Annotated in this window: 24 protein-coding genes; 18 read left to right on the top strand and 6 right to left on the bottom strand. The window is 52.7% G+C overall.

What is annotated here, in order from left to right:
* Window positions 1–2 precede the first annotated feature (2 nt).
* From carB to Ga0123462_RS04615, 5 genes are all read right to left on the bottom strand, one after another.
* Window positions 3–3,218, bottom strand: a complete 3,216-nt coding sequence (gene carB / locus Ga0123462_RS04635; protein WP_100265227.1) for a carbamoyl-phosphate synthase large subunit — start codon at window positions 3,216–3,218, stop codon at window positions 3–5.
* Window positions 3,219–3,423: 205 nt separating this feature from the next.
* Window positions 3,424–4,692, bottom strand: a complete 1,269-nt coding sequence (locus tag Ga0123462_RS04630) for a putative bifunctional diguanylate cyclase/phosphodiesterase (protein ID WP_100265226.1) — start codon at window positions 4,690–4,692, stop codon at window positions 3,424–3,426.
* A 99-nt stretch (window positions 4,693–4,791) separates the two neighbouring features.
* Complete coding sequence (locus tag Ga0123462_RS04625) at window positions 4,792–5,391, bottom strand: TIGR04282 family arsenosugar biosynthesis glycosyltransferase (protein ID WP_100265225.1); 600 nt, start codon at window positions 5,389–5,391, stop codon at window positions 4,792–4,794.
* Window positions 5,388–6,098 (bottom strand): TIGR04283 family arsenosugar biosynthesis glycosyltransferase, encoded by a 711-nt coding sequence (locus Ga0123462_RS04620; RefSeq protein WP_232726639.1) that lies wholly within the window; start codon window positions 6,096–6,098, stop codon window positions 5,388–5,390. The genes Ga0123462_RS04625 and Ga0123462_RS04620 overlap by 4 nt, the downstream gene beginning before the upstream one ends.
* Entirely contained in the window at window positions 6,067–7,134 is a 1,068-nt protein-coding gene (locus tag Ga0123462_RS04615) for an ATP-grasp domain-containing protein (RefSeq protein WP_100265223.1), read from the bottom strand. The genes Ga0123462_RS04620 and Ga0123462_RS04615 overlap by 32 nt, the downstream gene beginning before the upstream one ends.
* A 46-nt stretch (window positions 7,135–7,180) precedes the next feature.
* On the opposite strand from Ga0123462_RS04615, the gene rlmN reads away from it, so the two are divergent.
* From rlmN to Ga0123462_RS04530, 17 genes are all read left to right on the top strand, one after another.
* Window positions 7,181–8,281 (top strand): dual-specificity RNA methyltransferase RlmN, encoded by a 1,101-nt coding sequence (gene rlmN, locus Ga0123462_RS04610; protein ID WP_100266490.1) that lies wholly within the window; start codon window positions 7,181–7,183, stop codon window positions 8,279–8,281.
* A gap of 11 nt (window positions 8,282–8,292) precedes the next feature.
* Window positions 8,293–9,156, top strand: coding sequence for an S-methyl-5'-thioadenosine phosphorylase (gene mtnP / locus Ga0123462_RS04605; RefSeq protein ID WP_100265222.1), 864 nt, complete (start codon window positions 8,293–8,295; stop codon window positions 9,154–9,156).
* Window positions 9,153–9,929: a tetratricopeptide repeat protein gene (locus Ga0123462_RS04600; protein WP_100265221.1), complete on the top strand. Its 777-nt coding sequence runs from the start codon at window positions 9,153–9,155 to the stop codon at window positions 9,927–9,929. The genes mtnP and Ga0123462_RS04600 overlap by 4 nt, the downstream gene beginning before the upstream one ends.
* Before the next feature lie 2 nt (window positions 9,930–9,931).
* Window positions 9,932–10,831, top strand: coding sequence for a helix-turn-helix domain-containing protein (locus Ga0123462_RS04595; RefSeq protein WP_157821270.1), 900 nt, complete (start codon window positions 9,932–9,934; stop codon window positions 10,829–10,831).
* Window positions 10,832–10,917: 86 nt separating this feature from the next.
* Complete coding sequence (locus Ga0123462_RS04590; protein ID WP_100265219.1) at window positions 10,918–11,595, top strand: protein-L-isoaspartate O-methyltransferase family protein; 678 nt, start codon at window positions 10,918–10,920, stop codon at window positions 11,593–11,595.
* Between the two features lie 224 nt (window positions 11,596–11,819).
* On the top strand, window positions 11,820–12,233 hold the full coding sequence (gene tnpA / locus Ga0123462_RS04585) for an IS200/IS605 family transposase (RefSeq protein ID WP_100265218.1): 414 nt from the start codon (window positions 11,820–11,822) through the stop codon (window positions 12,231–12,233).
* Window positions 12,234–12,236: 3 nt separating this feature from the next.
* Entirely contained in the window at window positions 12,237–13,361 is a 1,125-nt protein-coding gene (locus Ga0123462_RS04580) for an RNA-guided endonuclease InsQ/TnpB family protein (RefSeq protein WP_100265217.1), read from the top strand.
* Window positions 13,362–13,412: 51 nt separating this feature from the next.
* A complete protein-coding gene (locus Ga0123462_RS04575) occupies window positions 13,413–14,483 on the top strand; it encodes a lytic murein transglycosylase (RefSeq protein WP_100265216.1) in 1,071 nt (356 codons plus the stop codon).
* Between the two features lie 20 nt (window positions 14,484–14,503).
* The gene (locus Ga0123462_RS04570; protein ID WP_198507399.1) at window positions 14,504–15,328 is read left to right on the top strand and encodes a septal ring lytic transglycosylase RlpA family protein; all 825 of its coding nucleotides are present in this window, start codon (window positions 14,504–14,506) and stop codon (window positions 15,326–15,328) included.
* A gap of 1 nt (window position 15,329) precedes the next feature.
* Window positions 15,330–15,860 carry an LOG family protein gene (locus Ga0123462_RS04565; RefSeq protein ID WP_100265214.1) on the top strand — a complete coding sequence of 177 codons (531 nt, stop codon included), beginning with the start codon at window positions 15,330–15,332 and terminating at the stop codon, window positions 15,858–15,860.
* Window positions 15,857–16,738: an RluA family pseudouridine synthase gene (locus Ga0123462_RS04560; protein ID WP_100265213.1), complete on the top strand. Its 882-nt coding sequence runs from the start codon at window positions 15,857–15,859 to the stop codon at window positions 16,736–16,738. The genes Ga0123462_RS04565 and Ga0123462_RS04560 overlap by 4 nt, the downstream gene beginning before the upstream one ends.
* A 65-nt stretch (window positions 16,739–16,803) precedes the next feature.
* Window positions 16,804–17,946, top strand: a complete 1,143-nt coding sequence (locus tag Ga0123462_RS04555; RefSeq protein WP_232726638.1) for a D-alanyl-D-alanine carboxypeptidase family protein — start codon at window positions 16,804–16,806, stop codon at window positions 17,944–17,946.
* A 2-nt stretch (window positions 17,947–17,948) separates the two neighbouring features.
* On the top strand, window positions 17,949–18,800 hold the full coding sequence (locus Ga0123462_RS04550) for an aminotransferase class IV (protein WP_100265211.1): 852 nt from the start codon (window positions 17,949–17,951) through the stop codon (window positions 18,798–18,800).
* Window positions 18,797–19,438: an HAD family hydrolase gene (locus tag Ga0123462_RS04545; protein ID WP_232726636.1), complete on the top strand. Its 642-nt coding sequence runs from the start codon at window positions 18,797–18,799 to the stop codon at window positions 19,436–19,438. Before Ga0123462_RS04550 ends, Ga0123462_RS04545 begins: the two co-directional genes overlap by 4 nt.
* On the top strand, window positions 19,435–20,271 hold the full coding sequence (gene hslO / locus Ga0123462_RS04540) for an Hsp33 family molecular chaperone HslO (protein WP_100265210.1): 837 nt from the start codon (window positions 19,435–19,437) through the stop codon (window positions 20,269–20,271). Before Ga0123462_RS04545 ends, hslO begins: the two co-directional genes overlap by 4 nt.
* Entirely contained in the window at window positions 20,249–20,992 is a 744-nt protein-coding gene (locus Ga0123462_RS04535; RefSeq protein ID WP_100265209.1) for a M48 family metallopeptidase, read from the top strand. Before hslO ends, Ga0123462_RS04535 begins: the two co-directional genes overlap by 23 nt.
* A 101-nt stretch (window positions 20,993–21,093) precedes the next feature.
* Window positions 21,094–21,405 (top strand): VOC family protein, encoded by a 312-nt coding sequence (locus Ga0123462_RS04530; RefSeq protein ID WP_232726628.1) that lies wholly within the window; start codon window positions 21,094–21,096, stop codon window positions 21,403–21,405.
* A gap of 8 nt (window positions 21,406–21,413) precedes the next feature.
* Here Ga0123462_RS04530 and Ga0123462_RS04525 read toward each other — a convergent pair whose 3' ends face one another.
* On the bottom strand, window positions 21,414–22,013 hold the full coding sequence (locus tag Ga0123462_RS04525; RefSeq protein WP_100265208.1) for a class I SAM-dependent methyltransferase: 600 nt from the start codon (window positions 22,011–22,013) through the stop codon (window positions 21,414–21,416).
* A gap of 140 nt (window positions 22,014–22,153) precedes the next feature.
* Here Ga0123462_RS04525 and Ga0123462_RS04520 point away from each other — a divergent pair, with 140 nt between their 5' ends.
* Entirely contained in the window at window positions 22,154–22,561 is a 408-nt protein-coding gene (locus tag Ga0123462_RS04520; RefSeq protein ID WP_100265207.1) for an ankyrin repeat domain-containing protein, read from the top strand.
* Window positions 22,562–22,573: the final 12 nt, after the last annotated feature.

The following is a 22,573-nucleotide window of genomic DNA, read 5'->3' as shown; positions in this document are numbered from 1 at the left end:
TGTTACCCCTTATGATATTCCTGAATGCTCTTCACGACCGTTACATCCGAATGTCCTGCGATTGCCTGAGCTGCGGCAAGTCCGCCAGCCAGCGTCGTGAAATAGGCAATACCACGCTCAAGTGTTGCCTGACGGATTGATTTCGAGTCCTTCACCGCCTGCAGGCCTTCGGTGGTATTCACAATCAGGTCAATCTCGTCATTGAGAAGCCGGTCCACAATGTGCGGACGAACGCCATCGGTTACCTTAGCAACTTTTTCAGCAGCGATATCTGCGTCATTCAAGACCTGCCAGCTGCCGCTTGTCGCAAGAAGTTTGAAACCTGCATCCACCAGTGTTCTGCCCAACTGCACGAGGCCATGTTTATCTGCGTCACGCACGGAGACAAAGGCTGTCCCCGAATCCGGAAGGCGAAGTCCGCCTCCAAGCTGTGCTTTGGAGAAGGCAGCAGCAAAGTCCGGTGCAATACCCATCACTTCACCTGTAGATTTCATCTCAGGACTAAGCAGCGGATCAACACCGCGGAACTTCACAAACGGGAATACGGCTTCTTTAACAGCACGGAACGAGGTCGGCTGCGCAATTTCGTCGATGCCAAGATCATCCAGCGACTGGCCGGACATGATTCGTGCAGCAATCTTGGCCAGCGGCTTACCGGTCGCCTTCGAAACAAACGGAACTGTACGCGATGCACGCGGATTCACTTCCAGCACATAGATGGTGTCGCCCTGAATAGCGAACTGGATATTGAGCAGACCCTTCACATGCAGCGCAAGTCCAAGTTCAACTGTCTGACGCCGGACTTCAGCAATAATGTCTTCGCCGATCGAGTGCGGAGGCAGGCAGCAGGCTGAATCGCCCGAGTGAACACCCGCCTCTTCGATATGCTCCATGATACCGCCTATAACGACTCGCGTGTCATCGGCCAGAGCATCGACATCAAGCTCGATAGCGCTGTTCAGGAAACGATCCAGAAGCACCGGATGATCAGGAGAAGCCTGTACAGCCTCGTTCATGTAACGAAGCAGGCCCTTCTCATCATGAACGATCTGCATGGCACGGCCACCCAGCACATAGGATGGGCGAACCACGACCGGATAGCCAATCTCTGCTGCGACCTGTACAGCCTCTTCAGTGGAGCGTGCTGTTCCGTTCTCAGGCTGCCTGAGCCCAAGTTTGTGCAACAGCTTCTGGAACCGCTCGCGATCCTCGGCAAGATCGATCATGTCCGGGCTGGTGCCGATAATCGGCACGCCTGCAGCCTCAAGTGATTCGGCCAGTTTCAACGGCGTCTGGCCGCCAAACTGTACAATCACGCCGTCCGGTTTCTCGGTATCGACAATCGCCATCACGTCCTCATAGGTGAGAGGCTCAAAATAGAGGCGGTCGGAGGTATCGTAATCGGTGGAAACGGTTTCAGGGTTGCAATTGACCATGATCGTCTCAAACCCGTCTTCGGAGAGGGCAAATGCCGCATGTACGCAGCAGTAGTCGAACTCGATACCCTGACCTATTCGGTTGGGGCCACCGCCAAGCACCATGATCTTCTTCTTGCTACTCGGGCGCGCCTCACACTCATCCTCGTAAGTAGAGTAGAGATACGGGGTATGCGCCTCAAATTCTGCCGCACAGGTATCAACGCGTTTGAATACTGGATTCACACCGGCTGCCTGACGTGCCTTGCGTACCGTCAACTCATCGCTGACCAGCAGTTCGGCCAGACGCATATCCGAAATACCCTCACGCTTGGCTTCAAGCCACTGCTCGCGGGTCAGCGAATCCACATCCCGGCCGCAAAGTGCGGCCTCCAGCAGAATCACCGAAGTCAGTTCACGGATAAACCATGGATCGATATTGGTTACTTCAAACACACGCTGCTCGGACCACCCTGCACGCAAGGCTTCTCCAACCCACCAGAGCCGTTCGGCGCCCGGAACGGCAAGCTTCTCCTGCAGGAAGCGCTCCTCATCGACATCATCGGGAATGCTCTTGTCGAAACCACACGAACCGGTTTCCAGGCCGCGCATGGCTTTGCCGAGTGATTCGGTAAATGAACGACCGATCGCCATCACCTCGCCCACCGACTTCATCTGCGTGGTCAGGCGCACATCGGCACCTGGGAACTTCTCAAATGCAAAACGCGGCAGCTTGGTGACCACATAATCGATGGTCGGCTCGAATGCCGCATAAGTTTCGCCGGTAATATCATTGCGGATCTCATCCAGCGTGTAACCCACGGCCAGTTTTGCTGCGATCTTGGCAATCGGGAATCCGGTTGCCTTGGATGCCAGTGCTGAGGAGCGGGATACACGCGGATTCATCTCGATCACAATCAGGCGTCCGTCTTTCGGATTGACTGCAAACTGTACATTGGAACCGCCCGTCTCGACGCCAATCTCTCGCAGGATGGCAATCGAGGCATCACGCATGCGCTGGTACTCTTTGTCGGTCAGGGTCTGGGCAGGCGCCACGGTAATCGAGTCACCGGTATGCACACCCATCGGATCAAAGTTTTCGATTGAACAGATGATCACGCAGTTATCGGCGCAGTCCCTCATCACCTCCATCTCGAACTCTTTCCAGCCGATAATCGACTCTTCGACGAGGATTTCGTCAGTTGGTGAAGCATCAAGACCCGAGTGTGCAATCTGCTCAAACTCTTCCGGATTGTAGGCGATACCGCCACCGGAGCCGCCGAGCGTAAATGAGGGACGGATAATGATCGGATAGCCGATCTCTTCAGCCAGCGCCCTCGCCTCAGCCATATCGTGAGCAAAACCGCCGCGCGCCATTTCCAGCCCGATATGATCCATCGCAGCTTTGAAACGCTCGCGATCTTCTGCCTTATCAATTGCATCAGGCTGAGCACCGATCAGCTTAACATCGAATTTCTCAAGAATGCCGTGTTTGTTCAGGGACAGTGCGCAGTTCAGTGCCGTCTGGCCACCCATGGTCGGAAGAATCGCATCAGGGCGCTCCTTCTCGATAATCTTGGCGACAACCTCCCAGGTAACCGGCTCAATGTAGGTGGCATCGGCAAACTCGGGATCGGTCATGATGGTGGCCGGATTGGAGTTTACCAGAATAACCCGGAACCCCTCCTCCTTGAGCGCCTTACAGGCTTGAACCCCGGAATAGTCAAACTCGCAGGCTTGGCCGATTACAATCGGGCCTGCTCCCAGAATCATGATGGACTGAATATCATTTCGACGTGGCATCTGCTTGGCTTCTCCTTGAGCGGAACCTTCGGCTCCAGACACAGAAAACGGGTAAGCGTACGGCCTACCCGCCAGTGCGCCAACCCTAGCGCAGCAGCAGCCGTCGGAAAAGGTGCAAGCAGGGGTATTTCGCGATGCAGAGAACACTACCGCCCGGCAGGCGACAGCAGATCAGAACTGTACTTGGTATGCCCCCGGGTTTATCTCAAGAAATCTCGCTGGCTGGTACCGGTTTTCCGGTCAGAAATCCCTGTGCGATATCGCAACCGTAGGAGCTCAACAATTCGAGCTCTTCGGTAGTTTGCACCCCTTCTGCCACCACGCTGAGTTCAAACTCATGGGCCAGGCTGATAACTGCGCGAACCACTTTCTGATTGCTCGGATTACTGTTCAGACCGATGACAAAGCTGCGATCAATCTTCAATTCATGAGCGGGAATATTTTTCAGATAGGCGAGCGAGGAGTAGCCGGTGCCGAAATTGTCGATTGAAACCCTGAATCCAGCCTCATTGAGCTGGTGCAGTGTTTTAATAGCGTGATGCACATGCCTCATTACCGAATTCTCTGTCACTTCAAAAGTGATGGGAGAAGAGGATATACCATGCTCATCAATCCGCTTCAGAACAGAGGAGACGAACTTGGGGTTGAGAAGATCATGTGTTGAGATATTGACCGAAAGATTGCGATTCACGCCGCTCCGCTGCCAGATGCCAACCTGTCTGATGCTGGCATTGAGCATCCACTCCGTCAGGTCACAGATCAGACCTGTTGTTTCCGCCAGAGGAATAAACTTGGCAGGTGGAATCTCAGCAGTATCCCAGCGGGTCAGCGCCTCAACACCGACCACCTTCCCACTTTTTATATCCACCTGAGGCTGAAAATTAAGTTCTAACATCTCGGAATGAATGGCTCTCCGCAGCGCACCGAACATCTGCAGGTTTTCGCTCGCCTGCTGGGCCATATCACCGCTATAACTGACAACAGGCTCCTTTCTCGCCTTGGCTTCTTTCGTGGCCATCATGGCACCGTGAACCATCTCATCCGGCGAAGCACAATTCAGTGGATAAGTTGCCACGCCAACATTCAAGCCGAGAAAGATGGATTCCCCATGAATCATGAATGGCAACTCGAAGCAACTTAACAGCTTTGATACAACGGTCGCTATCAACTCATCGCTAACCGTTGGCAGGAGAATAGCAAACTCATCACTCGAGAGGTGGGCAACAGTATCTGCCCTCCTGACAATGGTCTGCAAACGGCCGGCAAACTGAATCAGCAACTCATCACCCACATCAAAACCGAGGGTACTGTTGATATCTGAGAACGGGAATGGATCAATGTGCATCAACGCCAGCGATGTTCGGGCTCTGTCGGCGACATCTATCTCGTGTTTCAGGCGGTCATACAGAAGTGTCCTGTTTGGAAGCCCAGTCAGTGCATCATAGAGTTGAGAATCAACACCACTTTCCGCCATAGTCCCACCCGCTTTGAGATCAGCTTAGTCAGTTAGACCGTCTCTTCTACTATTATAGCCGCTATTATGAACGCTGCAAAACAAGTTGCGGAGCATTGATCAGGCGTAACGCCACCCTGCTCTCTCCAAATCTTCGGGATAATCGATATCAAATTCCGTATCGAGAATCGCGCAAGAGAGGTTGAACTTTTGCACATGCTTCAGCGTCTGCGCCAACACCTCCGGGGAAGACCAGTTGATCTGGTCAAACAGAGGATAAGCACTGGCCATAGCAATCAGATCATAGCCTCCGTCCTCGACCGGCCCGAGCACGACATCATGCGACTGCAGCATTTCTGCAGCAGCAATCAATCTCTCATCCTGCATGTGTGGCGAATCGGTTCCCAGAAACATTGCGCCTTCGGCGCCATCAGCAAAGGTGCCAACCATCATGCGGTGCATGCGGTCGCCAAGATTGCCTTCTCCCTGCGAAATAACGGGAAGATTAAAACGTGAAAAAAATGGGTGGCCGGGGTCGTCAGCAGAGATCAACACATTATCAAACAGCCTGGCAGCCCGCGACACAACCTCCTCTGCCATCTCCGCATGCAGTGTTGCCGCCTGGTCAGCGCTATAGCGGCCGATCAGGCGGGTCTTTACCCTGCCAGCAACCGGTGCCTTGCACATGATGATCACGTGAACGTTCGAGACTCCCTTCACCGGGCATCCCGATACATAACCGCCAATTTATCCGGAGCAACTCCCATCCAGAAAAGAATACGGAGCTTCCACATCAGCAAAAGGGTGTTCATCGGACCGAACTGTTCCCATCGCCGACTGCTGGTAACCACCTGTTCTCGCAGGCAGGCAATTTCTCCCTGCCGTTTCAGACGCATTGAAAGCTCCACATCCTCCATCAGAGGTATATCAGTAAAACCGCCCATTGCCTCAAACTGTGCGCGCCGCACAAAGATGCACTGATCTCCCGTACTGATTTTTGAAATTCGCGATCGCAGGTTGATCATCGACTCGATTACCCGGTAAATAGACTGTTTTCCCGAGAGCCGAAGATTGAACCGGCCAGCTATCACCTCCGACCGTTTGCAAACCTCCCTCAATGCCTCCAGACAACTTGAACTAAGAAATGTATCTGCATGAATAAAAAGGATTATGTCTGCCTTGCACATGGCTGATCCGGCATTCATCTGCTTTGCCCTTCCCGCCTCGGAGCTGATCCATGTCAGACCTGACTTTTCGAGCATTGTGCATGTTGAATCACTGGAGCCCCCATCAACAATCACACACTCATCCAGATTAAGAGACCTCAGCCGGTCAATCAGCACAGACAGGAGTGCCGCCTCGTTAAGTACAGGCACAACTGCTGCAACGGTAAGTTCACCCCTCAATCGAAAGAGCCACCCAGCCACTTCCGGGTTCCCGGAAATTGGTTACCTGCCCTCGCCAGACGCGACCTGCCAGAGCAATCAGGTTTCTGCCATGCATAAAGAGACGAATATCGAGCTTCATCTCAACACCCTCCACATCAACCACACTTGGCGGGACAAGCTTTTGCATAATGGTTTCGTTTAAGTCAAAAGAATCGAAGCGCTTACGACTCATGCCACGCCCTATCACCACTCCCTTGCCGCCATGGCGTGCAGCCGGTTTGAATACGTAATCCTTGCGCTCAGACCAGGCCTTGTCGGAATCGGTCTCGGCAAGATGAATGGTTTCCGGAGTCACTGCCCTGATCAAAGCCAGTGAATCATCATCTACACAAGCCTCAAGTAAGCCTGGTCGCCACCAGTCCACCATGCGCGATTTGTCGCCAATCAGGGCATAACTGCGCGGATGCGGGTTGATCACCACCTGGCCTCGCTCATAGGCCTGCCGAATATGTCTTATGTCCGCTTCCTCAAGATAGAAATCAGTGTGCCGGTTATAGATCGCATCGATGGCTCTTCCGTCAACTGAAAGCCCGTTATCAGTCAATTGCAAATCTTCAGGACTCACAACAACCGCGTGGCGTCCGTGTCGCTCGAAAAGCTCGGCATAGGCCAGCATCTCCGGATACATGAACTGCTCGGTAACATTCTCATCCATGATGGCAATGCTCATCCACTCTTCACGAAACATCCCAACCAGCCGCTCCTCAAGCGACCCTTTCAGCTCCACGATATCCGGCTGGGGGAACCAGCAATCTTCTCCGATATACAGGCCACCGGCATTGTTATTGATCTCAATCAGCTTCGGCCCCTCCGGCGTCAGATGGAAATCAAACCCCATCAACACACTCGGCCATGTCGTTCTGATCTTCGCAGCATCAGGCAGATATCTCTCCAGTTGCTCGAGATATGCCTGATTATCTTTCAGCGCGAACACGGTGCGCGCAAACGCGAGCATGATATGGAAGTCATGCGAAGGGATAGATACAGGAGTTTCACTTGCCATAGATGTCGCCATGACCGAAGGCTATCTCAGAAACAGGTACTCTGTCACAATGCGCCGCATGCCAACCTCAACCCCCACCTCCAATCGCAACAGCCCTGATAAGCCCCAGCTTCCTGTTATCTCTCTTGCAGAGTTGCAGTCGCTGCTCAAAAACCTGGGGCAACCTGCATTCCGTGCAAAACAGATAATCGACTGGCGCAACAAGGGGGTGCTCAATCCCGATGAGATGAAAAACATCCCGGGCGAGCTTCGCGCCATTCTGAAAGATGAACTGCTCTGCGAACCGCTGCGCCTTATTCGACGCCAGTTATCCAGCGATGGTACACGCAAATATCTCTTCGCTCTGAATCGACCGCGCGTATCCGGAAAGATGGTCGAAAGTGTCCTCATCCCTGAGGAGAAACGCGGAACGGTCTGCATCTCCTCACAGGTGGGTTGTGTGCTCGACTGCCCCTTCTGCCATACCGGCACACAGGCTTTCGAAGCCAATCTGACAGCTGGTGAAATTGTAGCCCAGGTACTTGCAATCAAGTCTGACCTGCGCAGCGAGCCGATGAGCGGAGACCTGCATAACGACATCACCCACATTGTCTACATGGGCATGGGTGAACCGCTGGCTAACGAGGATGGGGTGCACGGCAGCCTTGCCGCACTGCTTTCTGATGAGGGGCTGAAGTTATCACGCCGCAGGATTACCGTTTCCACTTCAGGGCTGGTTCCCCAGATTAAAAGGCTGGGTGAGCTATTTCAGGTAAATCTTGCTATTTCACTGCATTCGGCGATCGACGAGCTTCGCGATTCACTTGTTCCGATCAACAGGAAATACCCCCTGAAGCAACTGCGCAACTGCCTGAATCATTTCCCGATGGGCAAACAGCGCCACATCACGCTCGAATACGTACTGCTGCATGAGACCAACGACAGGGATGAGGACCTGCAGGCCCTGATCGACTTTGTGAATCCGGAACGCGAGAGGGTCAACCTGATCCAGTTCAACCCCTACCCGGGCAGCCCCTACGAGGGAAGTTCAAAGGAACACATGAGCAAGTTTGCGCAAAACTTGATTTCAAAAGGGATTCGTGCCACGGTAAGGCGATCAAGGGGCGAGGATATCATGGCTGCCTGCGGCCAACTGAAAGCGGAAACCTCAGACCAGTAAAGGGAGTACAGATGCAAGCGCGCACGGGCATTATCGGCGGCAGCGGATTATACGATATCCAGGGTATTGAGAAGATCGACTCCCTCGACATAGACACGCCTTACGGCAAACCCTCCGACAAGTTATTGCTGGCCAGAATCAATGGTCACGAGGTGGTGTTTCTGCCCCGCCACGGGCGCACCCACAGCATTCCACCGCATAAGATAAATTACCGCGCCAACATTTATGCCATGAAGGTGGCGGGTGTGAATCGCATTATATCCGTCTCTGCTGTTGGCTCATTGCGCCAGGAGATTGAACCGGGCCACTTTGTTCTTGTCGATCAGTTTGTCGACCGCACCCACAGCAGGGAAAGCACCTTTTTCGACGGCCCGATTGTTGCCCATGTCTCCATGGCAGACCCGGTCTGCGCATGCCTGAAGTCGAAGCTGCTGGCTGCATGCACAAGTGCATCCATTACCACCCACCCCACCGGAAACTATATGGTCATGCAGGGACCGCAGTTCTCTAGCCGTGCAGAATCTGAGCTCTACCGCAGCTGGGGCATGGATGTGATAGGCATGACCAATATGCCGGAAGCCAAACTCGCCCGAGAGGCTGAGATATGCTACGCAACGGTTGCCATGAGCACCGATTATGACTGCTGGCATGAAGAGGAGGAGAATGTTTCAGTATCCTCTATTGTTGAAACCATGCATGGCAATGTGACCAAAGCACAATTAATGCTGCAGCACTATTTCAACACGCTTACTGAAGGATTCTCCTGCAGCAGTGGTTGCCCATCCGCGCTTGAACATGGTATTTTCGCTGACCTTAAAGCGCAGAGTGATGAGGCTCTTCGCCCCGTACATGTGCTGGTGGAGAGGCTATTATGAATTGCGCAGGTTATATTCGAAACGGATTCACGGTAATCCTGTTCTGCCTGTTTGCAATCCTCCTGAGTGGTTGCGCCAGCAGTCAGAAGCATGAGGCCCAAGAGCACAAACTGGCCGCGACTCACTATCAGCTGGGTAAAGATGCGCTGATCAAGGGAATGCTGCCCAAGGCGTTTGAAGAGCTGATGAAAGCGGACAAGCTTCATCCCAACCAGCCCGAGGTTCTGGATGTGCTTGCCTACGCATGGTTGCTGCGCGGGGATTTGGACAAAGCAGAGGCACATTACAAGCGCGCCCTGAGATATGGCGCCGGATCGGCAACAAAAAACAATTACGCTAACCTGCTGAATAAACTTCAGCGTTTCCCTGAAGCAGAGAAGATGGCAATCGGGGCACTCGAAGACCCCCGCTACCCTAATCAGGACCTGGCCTTCATTAATCTCGGCGATGCCCTGCTCGGCCAGAATAAATATTCCTTGGCAATACAGGCATACCGTCAGGCACAGATATTCAGCCCGGGCAGCATCCTGCCTGAAATGCGTATCGCCAAGGCCTATGCGAAAGAGAATCGCACCAATGAAGCGATATTACTGTATCGGGCCCTCTACAGCAGAAACAACAGCAACCGGGCTATCGTTGAAGGCTTGCTTGCCCTTCTGAAACAACAGGGTGAAACCACCCAGGCACGCCTCATGCTCAAAGAGTTCAACCACAATGCCACTTCCGCTCTAGATAAAGCATGGGCAATGGACGAGTTGGCTCAGCTGAAGTAATCATGGACGACACAGCAACCGAAAGCGGCAACATGCAACGTCAGGATCTGCTCGACAGGATTGGCAGGAAACTCTACGAAGCAAGGGAGGCCCGTGGAGATGGCATTGATGCGCCAGCCCGCATTCTGAAGCTGAGCAAAAACAATCTGCAAGCACTTGAATCGGGCAACTGGCAACAGCTCCCTGATGAAGTCTATGCATTGGGTTTTTTGCGCCAGTACAGCAAATACCTTCAGGTCGATATCAGCCATGAACTCGAACTGCTTAAAAACGACCAGTATAAGCTGACCAAGCCGCTCACCTTTCCTGACCCGGCCGTTGCCCCATCAAGGAAATGGGCATGGGTAGCCGGCATCGCGTTCATCCTGCTATTTATCCTTTTTAATATTCTAAACAGCAGCAAGGCGGACTTTGACATCGCTGAAGATATTCCTCTCTACCCCGAACAGAGAGAACAGCCGGCCACCGATCACCTGCCGAATGTCGGACAGGATGAGTCTGCTGGCAATGTTGCCATGCTTCCGGAAGGCGAAAAAACAGAGACCCCCGCCATTATTGTAAATCTGGTGGCCAGTAAGGGTAGTGAATCCACGGCTGCCGGGAAGGCACCTGTACAGCCTGTTGCAGTGCACATCTACCGCTTTGAGGCGGTCAATGGCGATGTCTGGCTTCAGGTTTATGCACCCGATGAGACCGGCCTTAAGAAAGGATCTCTGCGCAAAGAGGTGCTACTCAAGCAGGGGCACCATACGAGCATAGAGGTGGCTTCTGAATCGGTATGGATCACCTGCGGAAATGCTCCGGCCCTTCGCATCTCCGTGGATGGCAATGTGACCGCAGAAACAGGAACTCTTGGTGCCGGAAAAAAGGTTCTGCGCGACTATCACTTCAATATCAGGTAAGAAAACAGCATCAAAACAACCTTGCCATTTTTACCCGCCTGCTGCATATTGCTGGACCTTCGATAAACGCTACGAGGGGAGCTTTTATGACCGCCACAGACTTCCAGTCCGCACGACGTAACATGGTCGAGTACCAGATCCGCTGCTGCAAGGTGCTTGATCCGGCTACACTTGATCTGATCGAATCCATGCCGAGAGAAAACTTCGTGCCCAAGGAGGTGCGCAGCCTTGCCTACATGGAGGGACATGTCCCCCTTCCATGTGATCAGGAGATGTTAACGCCACTTCAGGAAGCGATGATTATGCAAACCCTGATGCTTGAAGGTGGGGAACGCGTTCTTGAGATTGGAACAGGCACCGGTTTTCTGACCACGATGCTGGCCATGCAGGCTGCTGAAGTGGTCGGCTGTGAAATCCACGCCCCCCTTGCTGATCTCTCACAGGAAAATATCAGCAACCACGGCATTAACAACGCCACCATCGTGCAGGTCAATGCAATGGATGCTGAAGCCATTGCTTCGCTTGCCGAAATGAAGCAGCCATTTGATGCCATTGTACTGGGAGCTGCTGTTAAAGAGATACCTCCCCATATCGAAGCTCTGCTAAAAGAGGGCGGCCAGATCATGGCCTTCATCGGCAGCAATCCGGTTGTCTCGCTGGTGCATCGCCGTAAGGCAGGCCTGGCCTGGCAGGAAACCACCATGTTCGAAACCCTGCTGCAGGATATGGAAGGTGTTCCGGTAAAACGCGAATTCGTTTTTTAAAGTCGGGCGGATTCAATGCAAACAAATCCGGAATGATTCAATACACCAAACTGTTTTAACCTTTGTTCTCAGTGAACCCTGAGAGCCTTAATCAGTTGTCAGCAACGCTCCGGATTACCACTACCTGTTGCCACCATTCATAGAACTGTGCAAGGAAACCTGCGACTTCAGTCGCGGGAGGAATTGCACTTGCGCTGAGTGGTGTTTTTAATACCATGTGACTTGTGGTTGATATCTTATTTAGCAGGAATTGTGTCTATCAAATTGCATACCATGCGGTGTGGTGCCCAAAGTACCGTCATGATGTTCTTGTGGGTGATGTTGCAGCAGGAGCAGAGCGTATTCTGGATGCGATATGCCAGGATCGAGGTTGGTCCGTCATCGCAAAGGAAATACAGCCTGATCACATCCATCTGTTTTTGACGATTCCGCCGGCCGTCGCCGTAGCTGACGCCATCAAGATTCTCAAAGGGGCATCGGCGCGAAAGCTTTTCACCGAGTTTCCCGAATTAAAACAACGGCTATGGGGAGGCAGCCTATGGTCTCCATCCTACTATGTTGGAACAGCAGGCAATGTCAGTGCTGAAACCATACGTCACTACATTGAGCGCACAGAGCATGTCACCAAAAGGCGCTGAATCATGATGCGCACTGCATCAATTAAACTGGACGTGACAGCAGAACAGTCGGCCTCGCTTCGCGATCTGCAGAGCGCATACGTGGATGCATGCAATAAGCTCGTCCCTGTGGCTTCTGATCACCGTTGCTGGAACCGGGTAGCTCTTCACGCTCTTGCATATACGTTGTTGAGATCAACGACGCCACTGGGGTCACAGATGGTGTGTAACGCGATCTATTCGGTCTGCAAAGCATACAAGGCCCAGAAAGAGCTTGGCCGCATCCGCAAGGATAAGCCGGTTCCGATCATCGGATTCAAGAAATCCAGTATCCACTTCGATAAGCGAACCTATACGATTAAGGGTGACATGGTATCTCTATATACTCTCGGAGGCAGGATTTCCGTCCCAATGATTATGGGGCAACACCAGCACGAGATGCTACGCAGTGGAATGCCGAAAGAAGCAGAGCTTATCTGCCGGAAAGGCAAATGGTACTTCAACCTCGTTGTTGAAAAGGAGGACACTGAAAAACTGACATCCGGCCCAGTCGTGGGGGTCGATGTCGGTGAAAACAATCTCGCCGCCACCAGTATTGGCAAGGTCTATGGCGGCGGAGATTTGCGCCACAGGCGCGACAAGCACCTTGCCTTGCGTCGTCGTTTGCAGTCCAACGGCAGTCGGAGCGCCAAACAGAAGCTCCGGCAGGTCTCTGGCAAAGAACAGCGGCGTGTGAAGCACATCAATCACGAAACAAGTAAATCCATCGTCCAGGAAGCGCAGAAAACTGGCGCATCCAAAATCACGATGGAAGATCTCAACCACATCAGGGATAACATCAAAGCAGGAAAACGTGTGCGCACCAGGCTACATCGATGGGCATTCCGACAGCTTCAAACCTTTATCCAGTATAAGGCCGAAGCGGTTGGCATAACAGTGGAGTTCGTCAACCCAGCATACACCAGTCAAACCTGCTCAGCATGTGGATCGCTTGGTAATAGAGATCGACATCGTTTCGAGTGCTTGTGTGGTCTCCGGGCGCATGCCGACTTGAATGCAAGTCGAAACCTTGCCCGGATCGGTAGTGGCATCCCGCTATCGAAGGCGTTCGTAAATACGCCTGATGTTCCAAGTGGCATTGACGCTTGAGAATAAAGCCTCTGACTTTAGTCAGGGGTTATTTACCGCTACCATTCATGCATGAACTCCAGACACTCCTGCGCAACACTTCAGAGCCACCCGTTTAAGTGCCTGATCAGGTCACTCATGCTGGTTTGGCTCACGATTCTTATGCTTCCGTTTCAGCTACAGGCCGCAGACAAAAAGCCGGATGGCAAGCAACACACATCCAGGGAAGAACTGGCACTCCAACTTGCGTCTGAAACCGGCATCAAAGCCGATGTCATACGTTCAATCATTGCACCGGCCACGTTCCGTCCGCAAATCATTGAACGAATGAATCGCCAATGGGAAGCAGAACCCTACCTGAAGTACCGCCCCCTATTCGTCAAAGAGAGCATGCAGGAAAAAGGGCGGGCTTATCTTAAAGAGAATCACAAACACTTCACTGCCATAGAGAATAAATACCGGGTGGATTCTGTCATTGTTGCCGCCATTCTGGGTATTGAGACCAAGTTCGGAGAAATACACGGCAGCCGACCTGTGCTCGACTCCCTATACACCCTCTCCACCGGTTTCCCGCGTCGTGCCAAGTTCTTCCGCCAACAGCTGGGCGCCATCATCCAGATAAGTCTTCAGGATCATCTCAAACTGGATGAGCTGAAGGGATCCTACGCTGGTGCCTTCGGTGCCATTCAGTTTATCCCGACATCATTCCGCGATTATGCCGTGGATGAGGATGGCGATGGTGTTCGAAATGTATTCGATTCCAAGCCCGACATTATTGCCAGTGTTGCCAACTACTTCAGGGAGCATGGCTGGCAGCATGGACGACCCTCGGCTTACTGGCTGCCTGCCGGCACAAAGCTGACAACAGAGTGGCGCAAACAGGCGAAAGGCAAACTGGAGAAGTGGGTCACTCTGGCAGAATTGCGCAAAACCATGCCAAAGCTCTTCGATCCGATTCCGTTGCCCTGGCAGGATGATGACAAGGTCAGCATTATTGAAATGCAGACGAAGCATGGAAAGCAATTTGCGCTGGTGCATTACAATTTTCAGGTCATCATGCGCTACAATTCATCCTATAATTACGCCATGGCCGTGACAGAAATTGCTGCCATGCTGGAGAGAAAGAAATTCGCCGTCGATTGATTAGCTTTATTCTGTCGCTCTTGCTGATAGCTGTTGTTTCAGGCTGCTCTAAACAGAAAGCGGATGGTGCCCCGCCGTCCCCAAGGACTGACACCCCTGCCCTGCCTGATGGAAAAGGCGGCATTCATAAAACCGGCAACCCTTACAAGGTGTCCGGCCGCTGGTACACGCCGATGAAAAGTGTATCGGCATATGATGAAACCGGTATCGCTTCATGGTATGGGGATGCGTTTCACGGCAAGCGCACAGCCAATGGGGAATGGTACGATATGTACACACTCTCGGCTGCCCATAAAACACTGCCGCTGCCGACACTGGTAAGAGTCACCAACCTGGAAAATGGCCGCAGCGTCATCGTACGGGTTAACGACCGTGGCCCGTTCGTTAAAGATAGACTGATCGATCTCTCCTATGCTGCTGCCAACTCACTTGGATACATGCATAATGGTACTGCGAGGGTGCGCGTACAGACACTGGACCAGAGTCCGGTTATTGAGGCAAACACCCCTCCACAAGCCGACACATCGGTAGTCGCGGCGCCTCCCCTTACGCCGCCACCCGTTTTTACACCGCCAGCAGCGGAAAAAAATGAAGCAGCGGCTGTACAAAACAGTGCCGGCATCTTTGTGCAGCTCGGCGCCTTCGGCTCCGAGGATAATGCCAACCGCATGCGTGACTCCCTGCTGACGAAGTACCCCTCTGTATTCCTGGCCCCCAAACAGGTGGCGGACCAAAAACTCTACCGGGTTCGTATTGGCCCTTTCATAGACATGCAGCAAATTGAAGAAACCATGATCTCCCTTCAGAAAAACGGCTACAGTGAAGCTGTGGTGGTCATTGAATAGCATGGCCAGACCTCGCCTGACCGCATTCGGCTCATCACGCCTCGGCCCTGACAGCACCGAATATGGTGATGTCCTTAGGCTCTCGAAATCCATCGCTGAATCAGGGTGGGATGGGATGACAGGCGGGCATCAGGGTATGATGGCGGCCTTCTCTGAAGGCATTCATGCCGGCGGTGGCCATATCCGCGGCATCACGCTGGAACGTTTCCCTACCCCGCCAAACAACACCCTGAGTGAAGAGATCAGGTCCCGGAACTTTTTCGATCGTATGGGAACCCTCATCGAGGAGGCGCAGGCATGGCTTGTGCTGCCGGGTGGACTGGGAACACTGGCGGAGGTTGCCATGACCTGGGACCTGCTTGCCATCCGGGTGCTTGAGCCACGTCCCCTGCTGCTATACGGCGATATGTGGAGACCAGTGATCGACACTCTGTCGGACAATCTGATTCTCTCTGCCGACAGGGCCTTCGAATCCATTCGCATCTGCGATAACCATGAGGATGTGCTACTGGCACTGAAACAGTTCAGTTGAAGGATTCATCACAATCCGACTATCAGGATCTTCGCGCCACTATTGGAAGCGAACATCGGGGTAAACGACTGGATCAGGCGCTGGCTGAATGCTTCCCCCTTTCACGGCGCAGAATTCGCAGGGCCATTGATGAGGGTGGTGTATATCTCAATCGCAAGCGCTGCCGCACGGCCGGACGCACTCTGAAACCGGGTGATACTGTCAGGGTGGTTCTGCTTGAGAATGAACAGCTTGTTCCTTTTGAAGCCTTGCAACTGATCTGGCAGAGGCCGCCGCTCTATCTTATCAACAAAAAGAGCGGGCAATATGCGCAGGAGGCCCTGCACCGTAGCCGTGGCACACTGCCCGATGAGCTTGCCCGCCACCTCAATTTGCCTCCCAGAGAGGCGGAAAACCTCAGGCCTGTTCACCGTCTCGATCGGGGCACATCAGGCCTGATGCTTTTCTCGTCCGACCCCGGTCAACTCAACCATATCCAGTCACACTGGAAAGATGCGGCCTTCAAACACTATCTTGCAGTCACTGAACCGGCTCCGGATTGGGATAAGAAGACAATCACACTCGCCATCGACAAAAAAAGGGACAGCAGAGGATGTTACCATGTTTCCGAATCAGGCCGCCCATGTGAAAGTGAGGCACGCGTGATTGAAAGACGCGGAAACCGGGCGCTGCTTGAACTGATCCCTGTTACTGGTAGAACTCACCAATTGCGTGTCCACCTTTCCGCATTAGGATGCCCCATTCTTGGTGATGTCCGTTACGGCGGCAAAGCACACAAACGCCTTATGCTTCACGCCCGCTATTTGCGCCTGGATGCACCGGCCCTTAAAAGTAGTGAAGCGTGGGAAGCTCAACCCGAGGAGAATTGGCAATGGTAAACAGAACTCTATTTCGTATCACAGGAGTGTACGGATTGATCGCCATATTGGCAGCATCAGTACTGATGATCTCAGCCTCCGAGGCAGCTTCGGTATCATGGCCAAAAGCACCGCAAGTTGATGCCACCTCCTGGGCTGTGATTGATGCACGCTCGGGACAGGTGGTCTCTGCCAACAATGCCAACCAGGAGTTGCCACCGGCAAGCCTGACCAAGATGATGACACTCTACCTCGCCTTTGAAGAGATCAAACTCGGACGCCTGGACCTGAACACCCGCATTACTGTCAGTCAAAAAGCGTGGAAGATCGGTGGCAGCACCATGTTCCTTGAGCCGCGCCTGACACCAACCGTGAAAGAGGTCTTACACGGTATCGCCACCCTTTCCGGAAACGATGCCTGCATCGCTCTGGCGGAACATATCGATGGCTCGGAAGCGGGCTTTGCCCAGCGCATGAACGAGAAGGCGAAGAAACTGGGCCTCGAAGACAGTCATTTTGTGAATGCCACCGGCTTCCCTGAAGAGGGCCATTACAGCTCAGCCATGGATATGGCAAAGCTGGGTGCCGCACTCTGGCGTGACTTTCCGGATATGTACGAAATCTTCAATGAGAGAGAATACACCTACGATGGTCGCACCCAGCCCAACCGTAACCGCCTGCTCTGGAGCTACCCGGATGCCGATGGTATTAAAACCGGACACACAGAAGAGGCTGGCTACTGCCTTGTCGGCTCTGCCGAAAAGGACACCACCCGCTTTGTGGCTGCTGTGTTCGGGACCAGCTCTGACCGGGCACGCGCCGCACACACCAAAACGCTGCTGAAATTCAGCTTCCGTAACTTTGTAACACTGCGCCCTTCCGAGCGTGACATTCGCCGTCAGGTTGAGGTGTTCGAAGGCACTGAAGGTGAAGTCTGGTTGAAGCCTGCAGATCCGATCTGGATTACCGTTCCCAAAGGCAACGAATCCGCACTCTCCTTCCGCCTCCGCTATGATGCACCGCTGAAAGCACCAATCAAAGAGGGTGAAAAACTTGGCACTATCGATGCTGTATTCGGAACTGACCGCGACAATGCGGAAGTACTCAAGTCTGTAGATATGGTAGCCACTCGCGGTGTTGAACGTGCCTCCTGGATAAGCAGGCAGTGGGATGGGCTGCGCCTCTGGTGGCGTGAAGGCGATGAAGGGTCCGCTTCGGAAACCGAATAATCATGACGCTGACGGCCTGGGTTAATGGTCGCTTTGTTCCGCTTGAAGAGGCCACCATTCACATTGAGGATCGCGGCTTCCAGTTCGCCGATGGCGTTTATGAAGTCATCGCCTGTTTCGGAGGCAGATTCCTAGAGCTTGAAGCCCACCTCGATCGGCTTGAAAACTCGTGCGAAGGTATCGGCATCTCGCTGCTGAAGTCACGACCGGAACTGATCGAACTGATCCATGATACTTACCATCGCAACCCTTTCGATCATGCCATGATCTATATTCAGGCAACCCGGGGCATTGCACCTCGCAGCCATCTGCTGACACAGGAAGTCGAGCCTACGCTGGTCATTACCGCACGCGAGCTTCCCTCCCCGTCTGCAGAAAAACTCACGCATGGTGCTTCAGCAATTACGCTTCCAGACATTCGCTGGAAACGCTGCGATATTAAATCGATCGCACTGTTGGCCAGCGTGATCGGCAAACAGGAGGCGGCAAGACAGGGTGTCGATGAGGCATTCTGGCTTGATGATGAGGGACATATTCTTGAGGGGTGTGCCACCAACTGCTTCGCCGTCATCAATGGAGAGTTGGTCACCCATCCTCTCGATCATCATGTGCTCGGTGGCATCACCCGCCACCTGGCACTGAAAGTTGCACGCGAACACGATATAACTATCGTTGAACGGCCTTGGAGGCTTGATGAACCGGGATTGTCTGAGTGCATGATGAGCAGCACAACCAATGCTGTCGTAGCGGTCAGCAATATTGATGGAGTAACAATCGGTAATGGGGCTGCAGGCCCGATAAGCACAAACCTTCGCCAGTGGATACTGGATGAGTTCGAGGCCATGAAACAGTGAACAGAATTGAAGCGGTACTACTGGATATGGATGGCACAATTGTCGATGCCTTCCCTCCGATCATTCGTGCGTTGAACCAGACATTCGTTGAATATGGACTTCCGCAGATGACCCCTGAAGAGGTTAAGCGACATACAGGCCGCGGTGACTGCAGCATGATCTCCCTTTTCGGCGACAGGCGTGAAGAGGCGGGCAAGCGTTTTCTCGAGATTCACGATGAAGATTATCTCGACCATATCAAACCCCTGGCTGGAGCTGAAACGCTGTTACACTGGCTCGGAAAGCAGAGCATTCCGTGCGCTATCGTGACCAGCAAAAGTCAGATGCGGGCCGAGGCACAACTTGATGCACTGGGCTGGCACCAGCATGTTGATGCTGTTATCGGCAAGATTGACGGTCGACCGGAAAAACCGGATCCCACCCCTGTTCTTCTGGCCTGTGAAGCACTTAGCATCCCCGTTGCAAATACTGTCATGGTCGGTGATGGCGTGGCCGACATGAAGGCTGCAAAACGTGCCGGCAGCCGGGGCCTTGGCCTGTGCGACTCGTTTTCGCAGCATGAACTTGAAGAAGCAGGGGCATTCCTCTGCTTCGACTCTCTGGTTGAAATACATGCCTGGCTGAAAGAGCGGTCATGACGCACATCGCTACAGAACCGGATCAACTTACCCGCTTTCTGCTCCCCGATGCATTTACGCGTGGTGCCATTATCCGCGGCGATGGCATCGTCCGGGAGGCAATGCGCGTTCACGGCCTCAACGGGCCTGCAGCCGATCTTTTCGGCCAGACCTTGGTTGCTTCAATCCTTCTTCTAAGCATCAGTAAAGGCGGCATGCGCCAAGTTCTGCAACTCGATGCAGCAGTCGATAGTGCCGCCCCGCTTCGACGCCTGCTGTCAGAAGCAAGGCCCGGGGCAGTTCGAGGATATGTAAGCTGGCAGGAGGAGAAGACTGCCCTGCGCTACGTCGAACATTCAGGTTTGGGTAGCTGGATGGGATCTCCGGTGCGCCTTTCCACTGTTCGCGACATGGGTGTCGGCCACCCCTACATCTCCACGATCGAACACGCTTCCGACCATCTGGCAGACCAGTTGATTCACTATCTGAATCAGTCCGTACAGATCAGGGCTGACATCATATTGCACGGGGATCTTGGCCTGATGATCGAGGCCATGCCAGGCTGCGATGAAGAACACTGGTTCAAGGCCGTGGAAGCGATGGCGAAGATTCCGAACACCATTCTGGAACGTGAATCAACCGAATCCATTTTATCGCACTTCTCAACGCTCAACTGCAAAGTGGTTGGCTCTGACAGCTATGCTTACCGCTGCGATTGCAGTCGCGAGAAGATGCAGGCCGCACTGGATGGTATCTCGAAAGAACAACTTGAAGAACTTGCTGATGAGCAGGGTAAAGTGACGCTCTCTTGCCAGTATTGTGACAACTTCTATGCGCTGGAAATCGGTGCCTGAAACTGAACCAATCACTCTGATGATGGATGACGGCTTTTCATACAATGTGATTCGCAGACCAAAACGGAAAACACTCAGCATCGTTATCCGCGCCACAAATGATGTCGATGTTCTGGCCCCAAGCAGAATGCCACTTGCTGTGATTGATCAGTTCGTTTCCAGCAAATCGATATGGATTCAACGTAAGCTGCTCTTTAACCGGGAAATCAGATCACAATACCGCCCCAAACTTTTTCTGGCTGGAGAAACATTCAAGTTGCTCGACACCCCCCTGAGGCTGGCCACCAGAGCAGGTAAGCGGGGTGTTGAACTGATTGATGATAAACTAGTGGTTACCCTTCCTGCCAGCCTGAAGGCGGAGAGCCGGGAGGAAACGATCAAGAGACTTTTGGTAACATGGTTTCGGGATCAGGCGGAAAACCACTTCAAGCAACGGAGCAAAGTGCTATCACAGCTGATTGGCAGGACCCCTGCTTCAGTCGCCACAAAGCACTACAAAAGCCGCTGGGGAAGCTGTCACCATGACGGGCGCATTTATTTCAACTGGCGTCTGATCATGGCACCCGCTCGGATTATCGATTATGTCATCGTGCATGAACTGTGCCACCTGATCCATCACAACCACTCGACTGCATACTGGAGCCTGGTTGAATCGATCATGCCCGATTTCCGCAGCGCCAAGCAGTGGCTTAAAATCAACGGTGCAACGCTTGAAATATAGTTCCACCTTTCACCATCACCTCGGCCCCATGTCTGATACCAGTTCGGAAAAAGAAATTGTTTGCTATAATAGGATTGAGGAAGGGGAATTGAGGTGCTGATATGATGAAGGCGACTCTCTCCACGTTAAGCAGTTACCAGATTCAGATGCTCAAGTCAGTTTGTCCGCGACGCAGGTCCGGATGGCATATCGACAAAGTGGATGCCCCTTTCGATTACCTGCATATTCACACACCTGAGAGCGAAAGCGTCGATAACGTGAGTTCTGTGGATGATGTTGCCGAGCGATTCATTGCCGGTGGAGGCGACGTGATCCGTCCCAAACTGACGATTCCGGGTGTTGGATCGCTGATCAGCTGCGAGGATGCAGCAGGTCAGGTTTTCTCCTTTTTCGAAGAGGAATACGGAGCATAGTCAAGCAATCAACGGTACATATAAATCGAAAAATCGTTGGCAAGGTAACCATCATGCAGTTCGGCATCAGAAGCGATGTTTTTGCAGTAGTCGAACATCTGGATCGGATCAACGCTCTGCAGATCGTGTGCTTTGATGTGGCGTGCATCAAGCATGTTGAAGGCGACGCCTTTGCGGCATAACCCGTACATCATTGCAATTATCCTGCGAGCATAGGCGCCATCATCATGCAACTGTTCATTCAGTGCGCCGGAGAGAATGACCCAATCAAAGGTGCCGGGAGAGAACTCGAAATCGGTCAGTTCGCCACAAAACAGTTGGGCATCCGGGTGTTTCTCCTTTGCAACCATGATCAGGTCAGGAGAGAGATCGACACCGGTAAAATCAATCTGTTTACCCTGCCCTTCAATCCAGCTTTTAAAATCAGCAAATCCGCAACCTACATCCAGTACTGAATCACCGCTTTCAATGCCAACCTCGGCCAATACCCTGAAACGAACGTCCTGAATCTCCCGGCTGCTCCAGTAGAGAGCGTTGGGGTGGTAGCCGAACCGTTTCAGACTGTCACGATGGCGATCGACAATCCGTTTGCGTTGTTCTTTTTTCATGCGGCAAAATTATCATAAAACCGCCACAGCCCGTTACCGGAAATTTACTTCAATTCATCTCAACACATTCAGGAGCAAAGTGATATAATTCCAAACCCATATACTAGTGCTTTAGAGGAAGATTCATTAGGATGGTTAATATGCAAAATAATGAACAGGAATCCTGGTTCAATTCGGCAAAAGAGGGTGACCTGAAGTCACTTCAGCAAACCTTGGAATCAGGTTTTGAAATCAATTCGACCGATCAGAATGGCAACAGTGCACTGCATTATGCTAGCCAAGGCGCCCATCTGGATGTCATGCGTTTTCTCATTGAGCATGGCGCTGATTTAAACTTGCAAAACTCCAGGCTGTCGACGCCTCTGCATCTTACTGCAAAAAACATCGATGCGATTCGAATTCTCCTGGAAGCCGGAGCCGATCCCAACATCCAGGATGCTGACTGGTGCTACCCCTATTATTTTGCCTTTTACGGCTCAATGACTCGAGAACTGAGCGAACTATACATTAAACACGGTGCGAAAATTCAATATATCGATAAAATGTAGTGACATGCGCCA

The organism is Mariprofundus ferrinatatus, from assembly GCF_002795825.1.
In the GTDB taxonomy this organism is placed as follows: domain Bacteria; phylum Pseudomonadota; class Zetaproteobacteria; order Mariprofundales; family Mariprofundaceae; genus Mariprofundus; species Mariprofundus ferrinatatus.
This window is presented reverse-complemented; position numbering and strand designations above follow the sequence as displayed.